At 66.8% G+C, this 12,893-nt stretch carries 11 protein-coding genes; all 11 read right to left on the bottom strand.

Annotation, left to right across the window (positions count from 1 at the left end):
* Positions 1-172: 172 nt before the first annotated feature.
* A complete protein-coding gene (locus tag CFB82_RS33320) occupies positions 173-862 on the bottom strand; it encodes a c-type cytochrome (protein WP_069250419.1) in 690 nt (229 codons plus the stop codon).
* Positions 863-2,341, bottom strand: a complete 1,479-nt coding sequence (locus CFB82_RS33325; RefSeq protein ID WP_069250418.1) for a flavin monoamine oxidase family protein — start codon at positions 2,339-2,341, stop codon at positions 863-865.
* A gap of 41 nt (positions 2,342-2,382) precedes the next feature.
* Positions 2,383-3,351, bottom strand: coding sequence for a WD40/YVTN/BNR-like repeat-containing protein (locus tag CFB82_RS33330; protein WP_069250417.1), 969 nt, complete (start codon positions 3,349-3,351; stop codon positions 2,383-2,385).
* A gap of 32 nt (positions 3,352-3,383) precedes the next feature.
* On the bottom strand, positions 3,384-5,744 hold the full coding sequence (locus CFB82_RS33335) for an efflux RND transporter permease subunit (protein ID WP_069250416.1): 2,361 nt from the start codon (positions 5,742-5,744) through the stop codon (positions 3,384-3,386).
* 62 nt (positions 5,745-5,806) lie between these two features.
* Entirely contained in the window at positions 5,807-7,651 is a 1,845-nt protein-coding gene (locus tag CFB82_RS33340) for a DUF1302 domain-containing protein (RefSeq protein ID WP_069250415.1), read from the bottom strand.
* Between the two features lie 78 nt (positions 7,652-7,729).
* Positions 7,730-9,097: a DUF1329 domain-containing protein gene (locus CFB82_RS33345; RefSeq protein ID WP_069250414.1), complete on the bottom strand. Its 1,368-nt coding sequence runs from the start codon at positions 9,095-9,097 to the stop codon at positions 7,730-7,732.
* Between the two features lie 215 nt (positions 9,098-9,312).
* Positions 9,313-9,726 (bottom strand): RidA family protein, encoded by a 414-nt coding sequence (locus CFB82_RS33350; protein WP_069250413.1) that lies wholly within the window; start codon positions 9,724-9,726, stop codon positions 9,313-9,315.
* A 17-nt stretch (positions 9,727-9,743) separates the two neighbouring features.
* Positions 9,744-10,577 (bottom strand): phytanoyl-CoA dioxygenase family protein, encoded by an 834-nt coding sequence (locus CFB82_RS33355; RefSeq protein WP_069250412.1) that lies wholly within the window; start codon positions 10,575-10,577, stop codon positions 9,744-9,746.
* Positions 10,578-10,821: 244 nt separating this feature from the next.
* Entirely contained in the window at positions 10,822-11,445 is a 624-nt protein-coding gene (locus CFB82_RS33360; RefSeq protein WP_069250411.1) for a TetR/AcrR family transcriptional regulator, read from the bottom strand.
* 73 nt (positions 11,446-11,518) lie between these two features.
* Positions 11,519-12,193, bottom strand: coding sequence for a hypothetical protein (locus tag CFB82_RS33365; RefSeq protein ID WP_069250410.1), 675 nt, complete (start codon positions 12,191-12,193; stop codon positions 11,519-11,521).
* Positions 12,194-12,228: 35 nt separating this feature from the next.
* Complete coding sequence (locus CFB82_RS33370) at positions 12,229-12,888, bottom strand: c-type cytochrome (protein ID WP_089486747.1); 660 nt, start codon at positions 12,886-12,888, stop codon at positions 12,229-12,231.
* Between the last annotated feature and the right edge of the window lie 5 nt (positions 12,889-12,893).

Genomic DNA, 12,893 nt, shown 5'->3' on the forward strand with positions numbered 1-12,893 from the left:
GGTTGTCTCCTGAAACGTGAGTTGTTGAAAACCGGTTCGGCCGAACGGCCGCTACTGCCGCTTCACATTCGGGTACTTCTTTGTAGAACACATTACCGATCTTAGGTCACTATGACAAAGCAAACAGCGAAGAAAAAGACAGGGTATTCCCGGCCCCGGCGCGCCGTCCGCATCATCGGGCCGTACTCCCCGCACCACCCGCGCCGTCCGGCGACAGGCTGGCCAGATAGCGTGCAATGGCCCGCGTGTCGTCACCGGACAGCGTCGCGGCCATGCCGTTCATTGCGCCGGTCGGATCGCGGCGCTGGCCCGAGCGGAATGCCGCCAGCTGCGTCTCGAGGTATTGCTGCCCCTGGCCCGCGAGGCGCGGCATGTGATCCTTGCCCGTCAATGCCGCGCCGTGGCACGCCTGGCAGCTTCGTGCGGTGACCAGCGCCCTCCCGCGCTGCGCGAGCGCCTCGTCCGCCGGTACCGCTTCGTTGCGCTCGGGCGCCTGCCGCGCGAAATAGGTCGCGAGCGCGTCGATCTTCGGGCCGTCGAGTTCACGCGCAAGCGGCCCCATGTACGCATTGCGACGCTCGTCGCTCGCGAACGCACGCAGCTGCGCGGCGATGTAGGTCGCGGGCTGCCCCGACAGCGACGGATACCACGCGTTGCGCGACTGTCCGTGCGTGCCGTGGCAGAACGCACACGTCTCCTGCGGCTGCGGCCACGCGCCGCCGTTCGCGTTGTCCGCGCCGCCGATCGCGGCCATCGCCTTCTCGTAACGCATTCCGTCGACCAGGTCGGGGCCGTACAGCGTGCCGGCCGTCGCGACGCCCGCGATCACGAGTGCGGTGCCGATCATCCAGGTTCGTTTCATTCACGCCTCCTTGCCGCGGCCGGCCAGCTTGCCGAGCGCCTGCAGCGCCGCGCGGTGCCCGGAGCGCACCGCACCGTCCATCGCGCCGGCCCACAGGTCGGCCGTTTCGGTTCCCGACCAGATCAGTCGGCCGGCCTCCGGGCGCAGGAACTTGCCCCATTTCGTCCAGAAGCCGGGCGGCAGCGGATGGATGCACTGCAGCGTCCATGGATCGACGCGGCCCCAGTCGTAGTCGTGGAACTGAGTCGGATGCAGCGCCTTGTCGCCGAGCGCGCGCGCGAACACGGCCGACAGCGTTCGCTCGGCGGCCTTCGGCTCGGACGGCAGCGCGCCCGGCGCGACGAATGCGGCGAGCACGCCGACCGAGCCGTCCGGCGGCGAGTTGTCGTACGCCATGAAGACCGGGCCGCCGACCTCGAAGATCTGGCCGTTGTAGCCGTCGTCCCGCCAGAACGGGCAGTCGTACACGTGCACCGTCTTGCGCATCGGCGCGTTCGCGGGCCAGTTGCGCTGCAGCTGTGCGCGACCGGCGGGCAGCGGCGGATCGAACGCGATCTGCTCGCAGAGCGCCGGATTCAGCGCGACGATCACGCGCCGCGCGCGGAACACGCCGCGATCGGTCTGCACGTCGACGACGTCGCGATCCCAGCCCGAGATCCTGCGCACCGGGCACGACAGCCGCACCTTCGTGCCGAGCTCGCCCGCCATCCGCAGGCTCAACACCTGCGAACCGCCGACGAAGCGTGTTTCCTGCGCGCCGCCCTTGATCGATTCGAGCTTCGCGTAGTCGCACTCCGCGCTGTTGATGATCGACAGGTAATGCAGCAGCCCGAGCTGCGCGGGCGCGCCGCCGAGCGACAGCTTCGCCGCGAGGCCGAGGAAGTAGCCGTCTTCGTAGGTCACGCCCTGTCGCAGCAGCCAGTCGCCGTAGGTCAGCTTGTCGAGCTCGGCCGCGTGCTGCGCCGTCCACGGTTCGCGGGACGGCACGCCGCGCGCGAGCGCGCCGAGTTTCGCGCCGATCGCATCGTCACCGCCCGAGCCGCCGTGGAAATCCTGCGCGACGCGCGTGTCGCCGGCGAGCACGACCGTCTTGCCTTCATAGAACGTCGGAAACGTGTCGACGCCGAGTTCGCGTGCGAGATCGGCGATCGCCGTCTGGCCGGGGCCGATCCACTGGCCGCCGGCTTCCGACACGACACCGTGCCCGAGGTCGTGGTTGAAAGTTCGGCCGCCGACGCGGTCGCGCGCCTCGACGACGACGAACGATTCGCAACCGGCGCGCTTCAGGTCGCGTGCGGCGGTCAACCCGGCGAGCCCGGCCCCGATGATGACGACATCGAACACGCCGCGCTCCGCCGAAGCCGGCGCCGTGCTTTCCGCGAACGACATGTCTCCGGCCGCGAGCGATGCGGCGCCCACGGCCGCGACGCGCAGTATTTGCCGCCGGGCCTGCGTGTCCGGCTTGTGCTTGCGATTCATCTTGAGTACTCCATCCTTCCTGGCTTTTTTGTGGATTCAACTCACGGCGCGGCCAGCACGCCGTCCTGCGAAAACAGAAGCGGCTTGCCGCGCGCATCGATCAACGCCGCGGTGAGCGTCGCGCGATCGGCGCGCTGCGCGACGTCGAACGGGCCGCCCGCGACCCGCTGCGCCAGCGTCATCCCGTCGAGCCCGACGCCGACCAGCCCGCGGCTGGTCGCAACGAGAGCGGTGATCGAGCTGCGCGTGCCCGTGTTCAATGCGGCCCACGTCGTTCCGCCGTCGCGGCTTTCGAACAGGCTGCCGAGCAGCCCGCCGACCACGATCCGGCCGTCCGGCATCGCGACGCCCGACCACAACGTGCCTTTGCCGCCCGTTGGCAGATAGGTCCAGTTCGCGCCGCCGTCGGCCGATTTGAGCACCATCCCTTGTTCCGACACGACGTAAAGCGCGTGCGCGGGGTCGGAGAACACGTGATGGAGATTGCGGTCGGCCTTGCCGCCGCCGGGCGGCTTCGGCAGCGTCGTGCGCGTCCATGTGCGGCCGCCGTCATGGGTCTGCAGCATCAGCGACCACAGTCCGACCGCAATACCGTCCTGCGCGCTCGTGAACAGCACGGAGAACAGCGGCTGGTCGACCGACGTATCGACACGTTGCGTAACCCACGTGTCGCCGCCGTCGTCGGTCGCGAGAATCGCGCCCCACTGGCCGACTGCCCAGCCGTGCTTCGCGTCCGCGAACGACACGGCCGACAGCGTCGCCGACACCGGCACGCGCTGCGCCTGCCGCCAGGTCTTTCCGTCGTCGTCGGACAACAGCACGATGCCGTGCTCGCCGACCGCGACGATCCGCGAACCGGCGTGCGTCGCGTCCATCAGCATCATGCGGGTCGGCGCGACCCACGCGTGCGCGGGCTTCGCGGCCCAGGCCGCGACGGTTCCTTCCTGCGGTTGCGCGAGAACCGCGGCGGCAACGCAAAATCCGATAGAGGCAACGAGCGTCTTGATCATGGCAAGGATCTCCGTGAGGGTGGCCGCAGCCGTCAATGGCTGAACAGGCCGGGCGCGCGGGCGGGCTTGCGGCGCGGGAACCCGCGCTCCAGCAGCGACGCCAGCGCGGGCAGCGCCGTCATCGCCATCGCCAGGTTCACGATGAACATGAACGCGAGCAGCTTGCCCATGTCGGCCTGGAACTTGAGCGCCGAGAAGCTCCACGTCGCGACGCCGATCGCCAGCGTGATCGCGGTGAAGATCGTCGCCACACCCACTTCGAGCATCGCGTGCTGCACGGCCTTCACGATGTCCTGCCCGCCCGCGAGATGCACCTGCAGCCGGTTGTAGATGTAGAACGCGTAGTCCACGCCGATCCCCACCGCCAACACCATCACCGGCAGCGTCGCCACCGTCAGCCCGATCTGCAGCTCCTTCATGAACCAGTAGCCGATGAAGGTCGCGACCGACAGCGGCACGCAGCAAGCCAACATCGCGCGCCAGTCGCGATACGCGAGGAATACGAGGATCAGGATCGCCGCGTACACGTAGAGCATCATCGGCAACTCGCTTTTCGCGACCTCGTCGTTGGTCGCCGCGAGTACGCCAGCGTTACCCGCTGCAAGCCGCACGGTGATGCCCGGGAACGGATGCGACGCGCGGTACTGCTTCACGTCGTCGAGGATCCGGTTGATCGTCGTCGCCTTGTGGTCGGTCAGGAACAGGTGCACGGCCGTCATCCCGCAATCGCGGTTCATGAAGCCCTTCACGCGCGACACGTCGACCGACACCGCGCCGTAGTTCTCCGCATCGATCGGCACGACGTTCATCTTCGGGTAGTCCTCGTTGTAGCCCTGGTTGTAGGTCCGCAGCATCGCCGAGTACGACTGCGCCGACACCACGCCCGGCTCGGTGCGCATCGCGGCCGAGAAGTCGTCCTCGTACAGGCCGACTGCCGGGTTGTCGCACGCCTTGCCGGTCGATTCGATCGCGACCGTCAGCCAGTCGAGGCCCATGTCATAGTTGCCGGCGATCGACGTCGCGTCGCGGTTGAAGCGCGCATCGGCCCGCAGCTCCGGCGCGCCGGGCTGCAGCGTGCCGATCACGCGGTCGCGGCTTTGCCACGCGGCGAGCGCGAAAATCGCGACGGTCAGCGCGACGGTCAGGCCCGCGTACTTCGGTTCGGCCACCCGCGCGAGCACACGCAGCGGCTTCGCGCGCTGCTGCGCACGCTTCAGCGAGTTGTCTGCATAGGCCTTCGTGAAGTTGAAGCAGGAGGCGGCGACCGGCAGCAGGATCAGGTTCGTGACGATCTTGTAAGCGACCCCGAGCGACGCGGTGATCGCGAGTTCGCGCACCATCGGGATCGGGATCAGCAGCAGCGTGATAAACGACACGAACGCGGTGATCAGCGCGAGCACGCCCGGGATCAGCAAGCCGCTGAAGCTGTGGCGCGCCGCATCGAACGAGCTCTGCCCGTGCGCGATTTCCCGGACGATGAAGTTCACCTGCTGCACGCCGTGCGACACGCCGATCGCGAACACGAGGAACGGCACCAGCACCGCAAGCGGATCGAGGCCGAAGCCGAGCAGTTTCAGCGTGCCGAACTGCCACACGAGCGACGTCAGCGAACACGCGATCAGCAGCACCGTGAAGCGCACCGAATGGCAGTACCAGTACACCGCCAGCGCGGTTAGCAGCAGCGCGACCGCGCAGAAGCCGAGCACGGCCGTCGCGCCGTCGGCGACGTCGCCGATCTGCTTCGCGAAGCCGATGATCTGGATCTCGTAGCCGGCATCCTCGAACGGCTTGCGAATCTTTTCTTCGAGAAGGTGGTTGAACGCGACGTAGTCGAGCACCTTGCCCGCGCTGTCGCGCTCGTTCAGCTCGGCCGTGATCATCGCGCTGTCCTCGCCGTGCGACACGAGCGTGCCGACGTAACCGCCGAGCGTCGTCGCGCGGCGTACGCGAGCGACGATGTCCGGCGTCAGCTGGCCGGGCGTGATGGTGCCGGGAATGATCGGCTCCGCGCGAAAACCTTCGTCGGTCACTTCGTTGACGAACGCGTTCGGCGTCCACAGCGAGCGCACGCCGATGCGGTCGACGTTCGGCAGATACGTGACGGCCTGCGTGACGTCGTACAGCCGGGTCAGCCCTTCCTTCGACCAGATCGACCCGTGCTTCGCGCGCACCACCACCGTGATCCGGTTCGCGCCGAGCAGGTCGTTCCGATACTGCTGGAACGTGCGGATGTACTCGTGCCCGATCGGCATCTGCTTTTCGAAGCCGGCGTCCATGCGCAGCTGCACGGCGAACACGGCCATCGCGACGGTGAACAACGCGATCGCCGCGAGCACGATCGCGCGATGACCGAAGAAGAGCCTTTCGAGGCGGCTGACCAGACGATTGAGCACGACATGACCCCTTGATGATTGGCGGAGGCGCACGGCGCCGACCGCCCGTAAGCACGTCACCGTCAGAAATTGCGAGTGACGAACAGCCCGACGAAATTGCGGTCCGCGTACGGCTGGCCGACCGTGTTGTGCCCGCCGAAGAACGCGGTGAAATTGATGCCGGCCTGCCAGTTCGGCGGGTTCTGGTTGAACAGCACGTAGACGTTCAGCGACTTCGCGCCCTGCATGTAGTTCGCGGTGAAGGTCGGCGTGTAGCCGTACAGTCCATCCGAGAACGTCACGCCCGGCGTGACCTGCCAGCCCGGGATCAGCGTGCCGTCATAGGTCCAGTTGAAGTCGATCGTCGCGCCGACCGAGCTCGCGGTGCCCTGCCCCTTCCCGATCGGGTAGCCGAGCGCCGAGCCGTTGTTCAGCCACGGCAGGTAGCCGGTCTGCGGCGCCTGCGTGACGGTCTGCCCGTTGATCGTGCGCGTGACGCCGCTCGGACTCAGCCCCGGGTAGTAGATCCACGTGAGCTCCCACGTGAGCGCGGCTGAATCGGCGCCGAGCCATTTGAGGAACGGATACTCGCTGCGCGTGAGCGCCAGCAGCCCGTTGATGTCGTACTGGAACTTCTTCTTGTCGACCCATTGCGGGCAGTCGATGCCGGCGACGCCGTTCGTGTTCAGGTCGAGCGGGCCCCCCGCGCCATAGCAGGCCGACAGCGCGACCGCATCGCGCGGCCGGTACGACAGCTCGGTACCGATCGCCCAGGGCCCGAGCCCGAAGTTCGCGCTGACGCCGAACAGCTGGCGGCGGCCGAGATACGACCACTGCTCGGTGCCGTTCGCGAGCGACGCGAGTACCGGCGACTTGTCGGTGTAGTTCAGGTAATAGAACGCGAAGTTCGCGTCGAACGAGCGCGGCGAGTAGTTGAACTTCACGCCGAACTGCGGCCGGTATTTCGCCGGCAGGTTCGTGACGGACGGCAGCCCGATGTCGTTGAACGGCGGCCCCGCATAGTCGCCGTTCACGAGCCCGTTCTTGATCGCGTTCAACGTGCCCTGGTTGCCCGCGGCGGCCCCGCCGCCGATCGCATTCGCGATCGAGCCGGCGCTCGGCCCGGTCACGTTCAGGTTGGTCGTGTTGAGCGTGAACGGCTCCGCGCCGCGGCCGAAGCCGTTCGTCACCGACCAGTACGAGCCGACCGGCGGATAACGGTTGCCGTTCCACTGGAACTGATAGTAGGCCTCGGTGCTGAATCCGTGCGACAGGTCTGCAGCAACGCTCACCATCGGTGCGGGCAGCAGCGCCTGCTTGAGTTGCGAGCCGGGAATCAGCAGTTTCTGCACGTCGAGCGAGTTGGTCGCGTTGATCCCGCTCTGCGCGAACATGCTCTCACCCCAGTTGATCACCTGGTTGCCGAGCCGCACGTGTGCGTTGCGTCCGCCGATCCTGAAGTCCTTTTGCGCCCACAGGTCGAGCAGTTGTGCGTTGTAGACCACCTGCGCGGAAGCGGTGCTCGACAGCGGCGTTCTCGCCGTATTGCCGGCGAGGAAATCGTACATGCCGGTGCCGCGCACCATGAACTTCAACCCTTCGCTGGGCATCTTCAGCAGCAGCTCGCTGGTCGCGCTGACGTAGGTGCTGAACGGCTGGCTCTTGCGGTAGTTCAGGTCGCCGTTGTCCGCATAGCCCCATTGATTCGTGTTCGCCGCCGCGCCGCAGCCGTATGCGTTCGGATCGCCGGTGAGCGAGCAGCTCGGGCTCTTGGTACGGATGCCGGCGCCGGCCGTCAGGTTGGTCACCCACGAGCCTTGCAGATCGTTGATGCCCGTCGTGAAGTCGTAAGCGTGTGCGTTCGACGCCGCGGCACCCGCGAGCACGACCGATACCGTAGTATTCCTGATCAACCTTGCCGATTCCATGATCCGTCTCCCACCCCTTTGCGATGCCGGCGCGCGGTCGTTGCGCGCGCCGGTCCCTTGTGCTTCAGCCGATGACGGTCAGCGTTCGCTGACCGAGCGCAGCGATTCCGCCGTGTAGAAATCCTGCTTGAAGCGCGGATCGTCGGCCTGTTCGAGCCAGCGAACGTCCTTGCCCTGCCCGATCGACGTCGCATCGAGCACGTAGCGGCCGTTGTTCATGTCGTACTGCGCGAGCGGTTCGTTGTCGCACGTGCCGCCGAGCTCCCACACCGGGATCGGATAGCTTTCGCGCACCTTCCACAGCTTGCCCTGCGCGTCGTAGTCCTCGCCGACCAGCGCGAGCCAGCTGTCCTCGTCGAGATAGAACACCTTCTTCGATGCGACGTGCCGTGCGCTCGGCTTCAGCGTCGCCTCGACGACCCACACGCGGTGCGTCTCGTAGCGCCGGCTCGTCGCCGCGACACCGTCCGGCGTCGCGACGTCGTGCAGCTTGCTCTTGAACTTGTACATGCCGAATGCGTTGTACGGGACGATCATTTCCTTCTTGCCGACCAGCTTCCAGTTGAAGCGGTCGAGCGAGCCGTTGATCATGTTCGCTTCGTCGATCAGGTACTGGTTCTCGAAGCCGATCAGCGGCGCGTCGTGCGTATAGGCCGGCATGCGCCGCACGCGGCGCTGGCCGGGGAAGTAGTAGTACGTCTCCGACGGCTTGTCGAAATACTGGCGCTGCACGAACGCCTGGCCGGCCAGCGCAGCCGGCGAGTTCATCTGGAAGTACACGGCCGTGCTGAGCTGATCGACGTCCTGCGGAGAATGCTTGCCGAGCTTGCCGGACGGGAAGAAGAACGTCTGCGGGCCGACCGCGTCGATCCATTCGCTGCTGCCCGGACGTGGCGACACGGTCGTCGCCATCTGCCCCCAGTCGACACCTTCGCCGCGATAGCGCATCTCGTAGTTGAGGATCGCCTCGACGCCGCTCTTCGGCTGCGGGAACGGCACGCCCGGCAACATGGCCGCCCCGAGCGTGTCGCCCGCCGGCCCGAGCTTCGCGGCGCTCAGGTTGGCCTTCGAGTTCTGCTCGACGACATCCGGCAGCTGGCATTCGCGGTGGGACGGATAGACGTCCATCCGGTAGCCCTTCTTCTGCTTGATCAACGCGACCTGTCCGGGCGACAGCTTGTCCGCGTACTTGTCGACGTTCGCCGCATCGATCGAGTACAGCGGCTTCTCGTTGCGATGCTTCCAGAAATCGGCGCGCACCTTGCCCCATTCCCAGCCCGCGTCGGGCGACTGCTTGCCGGTGTAGGCCGGCACAGAGCCGTCCTTGCTCGCCGCGCGATCGGCGCCGGCCGGCGTCAGGTCGTCCGCCGCGACGGCCGTGCCGAGCGCGAGACATGCAGCGGCCGCGAGTGCGGACGCGGCCCAGAATTGATGCTTGCTCATCATGGTTCTCCTTCCCACTGCGCGTTCGCTCGCCCGTCCCGGGTGCGACGCATTCAATCCGCTCGCGATCACCGACCGGCGATCGCATCGCTCCCTGATGACGGTCGTCCGCGATGACGGACGGCCGCCTGCCTGTTTCGATACGCTTTCGCCATTCCATCAGGACTGCGATTCATTACGAACGCCCGTCTGGAAGGAATGACGCACTGCCGTCTGTCTCAGTCCCTGCCCGACCCGGCCACCGCGACCGCACGCACTTCGACGCACAGCCCCGGCAGCGCCAGTTGCGACACGCCGACCGCCGTCCACGACGGGTAGCGGTCCGGGAAATATGCGTCCTTGATCGCCGCGAAATCCTGCGTTTCCTGCTGAAGGTTCGTATGGAAGGTCGTCAGTTCGACGACGTCGGCGAGACTCGCGCCCGCCGCTTCCAGGATCATCTTCAAGCTCTCGAACGCGATCCGCGCCTGCGCCGCCACGCCGTCGGCCGGCTGCATCTGCGCGTCGAGTCCGACCTGGCCCGACACCCAGATCGTGTCGCCGACGCGCGTGGCCGGCGAGAAGTGGTATGCGTCGTACCACGGCTGGAACGGCGGCGGAACGATCGATTGCCGCTTCGGGGTAGCTGACATGATTGAAGACTCCTTGCTCAGACGAGTTGACGGAAACACGGTGCGCGGAACGGATCGCCGGCCTTCAGCCCGGCGAGCTCGTCGACGAACAGCACGCCGGCCGGCGTGAAACCCGAACGGCTTTGCTCGGGCAGCGGGCTGAACGTCGCGTCGTCGCCGAAGAAGCGCAGCACGAGCGTGTGGCGGTCGGGGAACGCGGCATCCACCGCGCCACCGCCGTGCAGCACGCCCGGATGGAGCAGCACCACGTCGCCAGGCTTCGTTTCCCACGAAATGATGTCGTACGCGTCGGGCGCCGCGCGGCGCTCCGCTTCGATGTTCGGCAGCCGCGGCCACACGTCGCCGCCGTGCAGCGGATCGGTCGGGTCCTCCGCGTTCTGGAACGTGGTGCCGTCGTGGCGCACGCCGCGATGCGAGCCGCGCACGATCTCCAGCGCGTTGCGCTTCGGCACGTGCTCGAAGCTGATCCACGCATTGCCGAAGTGCATGCCCTCCCACGGCAGGTACGACGTGTCCTGGTGCCACGGCGAGCGCGCGCTCTTGCCACCGGCCTTCATGAACAGTTCCTCGGCGAAGTACCACACGTGCTTCGAGCCCCACAGGTCGGCGAACAGCTTGCCGAACGGCAGCGTGCCGACCAGTTCGTCGAGCCGCGCCTTCGCGTACGGGTTCGCGTTGTCGTTGTGCGACCGGTATTCGGTGCCGTCGAGCAGCGCCGTCGCCATCGGGCCCGGGTTCTCCATCCCCCAGTCGAACGCGGCGCGGCACTGCTCAAGCTGCGCCGCGTCGAGTACGCCTTCGACGAGAACCGCGCCGTCCTCGAAGAAAGCCTTGCGTGTAAGTGCATCCATCGTAGATCTCCTGATTCGTCCAACCACTGCCGGCCGTGATCGGTCATTGCCGGCACCTTCAGTAGAACATGGTGACAATGTTAGGTCATCATGACAAAAATACGAGAAAGAAAAAGAGGGGGTATTCCCTGTTTCGTCTGCTTGTTCGAACGTGCGTCGTGGCGGTTTGCCGTCCCGCCATGACAACCTGCTTTCAGCTTTCATACAGTCGGGCGGCGACGCCGGCCGCGGCGTCGCCGACACGTCATCCGCGCATGCGGTCGAACACCGTATGCGTGACGAAGCCGACCAGCACGGCATCGGCCAGCGTGTCCACGGTGCCGCGCGCGTCGGCCGCACAACACGCGTGCACGCCGTCGCACAGCGCGGTCAGGCCGAGCGCCAGCAGCCACGCGGGCAATGGCAGCGACACGCCGGCACGCGCCGCGAATGCATCGATGCATGCGGTCGCGAGCGCTTGCCGCTCATGCAGCAACGCACCGAACTGCGCACGGAACTGCGGATCGCGCGCCGCCTGCAGTTGCGCTTCCAGCCATATCAGCCGCGACGCATCCCGCGCGGCACGCCGCCGCCAGCAGGCGAGCAACGTCCGCTGCGCGTCCTCCGCCGAACCCGCCGGCATGCCGGCGATCCGTTGCAGCGCCGTCGCGGCATCGTCGTGATCGCGCCGCAGCAGCTCGAACAGCATCTCCGTCTTGCTGCGAAAGTTCGAATAGAACGCGCCGCGTGTATGCCCGGCCGCCGCGGCGATATCCTCGACGCTCGCGGCCGCATAGCCCTTCTCCGCGAAGATCGCGCGCGCGGCGCCGAGCAGGCGTTCGCGTGTCGCATCGCGTCGCTGCGCGCGGGTCAGCCTGACCGGAGCCATCCGCGCGCTCCGCGGTCTCCGCGGCCGGGTTCGCACTTCGTCCGGATCATCTCCTCTTCCTCAGTACGACTATTCATTTCGGATACGACAATACGTTCGCGTTCACCTTGCCGCGTCCGGCGTCGCGCTCCAATGCGCCATACGCGTAATAGAGCGTGACGGTCAGGTACGACCAGGCCAGCAGCGCAAGCACGTAGAAATTGAACACCACGTTGGTTTCCTCGCCCGGGATCTTGTAGAAATCGTAGATGCACGCGATCGCCTGCGAAGCGACGAGCGCGATCGTCGTCGTCAGCGCATGGAACACGTGGCCGGCACGCGCGAGCCGCAGCACGAAGCCGGCGAGATAGATCGACATCAGCGTCCACATCGCCACATAGAAGTACGGCAGCGCGTTCTGCAACACGCCGGCCACGAGCGCGATCGTCCCGAGCGTCGCGAGCACGAACAGCGTCACGTCCTGCCGCATCGACGGCCGGTAGCCGTGCGTGACGGCCATCAGACCGGCGACCGCGATCACCGGCATCCCGAATCCGCGCGAGAACGCGTCGAGGAAGTGCGAAATGGCGTACGACACCGGTAATTCGGTCGCGAAGAAGATCACCGCATTGGATGCGGAGATCGTCACGATCCACCACTCGAAGCCGAGCAGGAAATTGCGCTTGCGGACGAACTTGAGGCCGTACAGGCCGGTCGTCGCCGCCAGCGTCGCGCTGGAAAGACAAAGTACAAGTGATCTGTGATCCATGGTTCGAACTCCGGAGGTCGATTGCTACCGTTGATTCACTGCGTGACCGGGCTGACGCTCGCGAGATAGGTGGCCACCGCCGCCCGATCGTCCGCCGACATCGCCTGCGCGACGCGCTGCATCGTGCCGGTCGCCTCGCTGCGCGTGCCGTTCGCGAACGCGTCGAGTTGCACGCGCAGGTAGTCGTACCCCTGCCCGGCGAGCCGCGGAAACTGCGCCTGGCCCGTCAGTCGCGCGCCGTGGCAAGCGACGCACGCGCCGCCCGTCACGAGCTGCTCGCCCTTCGCGCGCAGTCGCGCATCCGGTTTGAAATAGCGGTTCGCGAACGGCGCCTGCTTCGCGTAGTAGCCGGCCACACGCGCGATCTCGGCTTCGCTCATCGTCATCGCGAGCGGCCCCATCGTCGGGTTCGCGCGTTGTCCGCTCGCGAACGCGTGAAGCTGCGCGGCCACGTACTGCGCGGGCTGGCCGGCGAGGCTCGGATACGCGTCGTTCAGCGACGAGCCCTTCACCACGTGGCAGCCCATGCACACGTCGGTCGTGCGCGGCCACGGGCCGCCGTCGGCCTCGTCGGCCTGTGCCGTCTCGTCGATATGGCGCTGCAGGCGATAGAAGCCGAGCAGCGTCGGGCCGTAGACGGCCAGAAGCGCGCCGGCGACCACGAGCACGGCGAGCAGCACGATACGTTTCTTCATTTCCG

Source organism: Burkholderia sp. HI2714 (assembly GCF_002223085.1).
GTDB classification, from domain to species: Bacteria; Pseudomonadota; Gammaproteobacteria; order Burkholderiales; family Burkholderiaceae; genus Burkholderia; species Burkholderia lata_D.

What these genes read in the sequence shown, in the direction of transcription:
- CFB82_RS33320 (WP_069250419.1), bottom strand. Translation starts at nt 862, where the DNA reads ATGAAACGAACCTGGATGATCGGCACCGCACTCGTGATCGCGGGCGTC.
- CFB82_RS33325 (WP_069250418.1), bottom strand. Translation starts at nt 2,341, where the DNA reads ATGAATCGCAAGCACAAGCCGGACACGCAGGCCCGGCGGCAAATACTG.
- CFB82_RS33330 (WP_069250417.1), bottom strand. Translation starts at nt 3,351, where the DNA reads ATGATCAAGACGCTCGTTGCCTCTATCGGATTTTGCGTTGCCGCCGCG.
- CFB82_RS33340 (WP_069250415.1), bottom strand. Translation starts at nt 7,651, where the DNA reads ATGGAATCGGCAAGGTTGATCAGGAATACTACGGTATCGGTCGTGCTC.
- CFB82_RS33345 (WP_069250414.1), bottom strand. Translation starts at nt 9,097, where the DNA reads ATGATGAGCAAGCATCAATTCTGGGCCGCGTCCGCACTCGCGGCCGCT.
- CFB82_RS33350 (WP_069250413.1), bottom strand. Translation starts at nt 9,726, where the DNA reads ATGTCAGCTACCCCGAAGCGGCAATCGATCGTTCCGCCGCCGTTCCAG.
- CFB82_RS33355 (WP_069250412.1), bottom strand. Translation starts at nt 10,577, where the DNA reads ATGGATGCACTTACACGCAAGGCTTTCTTCGAGGACGGCGCGGTTCTC.
- CFB82_RS33360 (WP_069250411.1), bottom strand. Translation starts at nt 11,445, where the DNA reads ATGGCTCCGGTCAGGCTGACCCGCGCGCAGCGACGCGATGCGACACGC.
- CFB82_RS33365 (WP_069250410.1), bottom strand. Translation starts at nt 12,193, where the DNA reads ATGGATCACAGATCACTTGTACTTTGTCTTTCCAGCGCGACGCTGGCG.
- CFB82_RS33370 (WP_089486747.1), bottom strand. Translation starts at nt 12,888, where the DNA reads ATGAAGAAACGTATCGTGCTGCTCGCCGTGCTCGTGGTCGCCGGCGCG.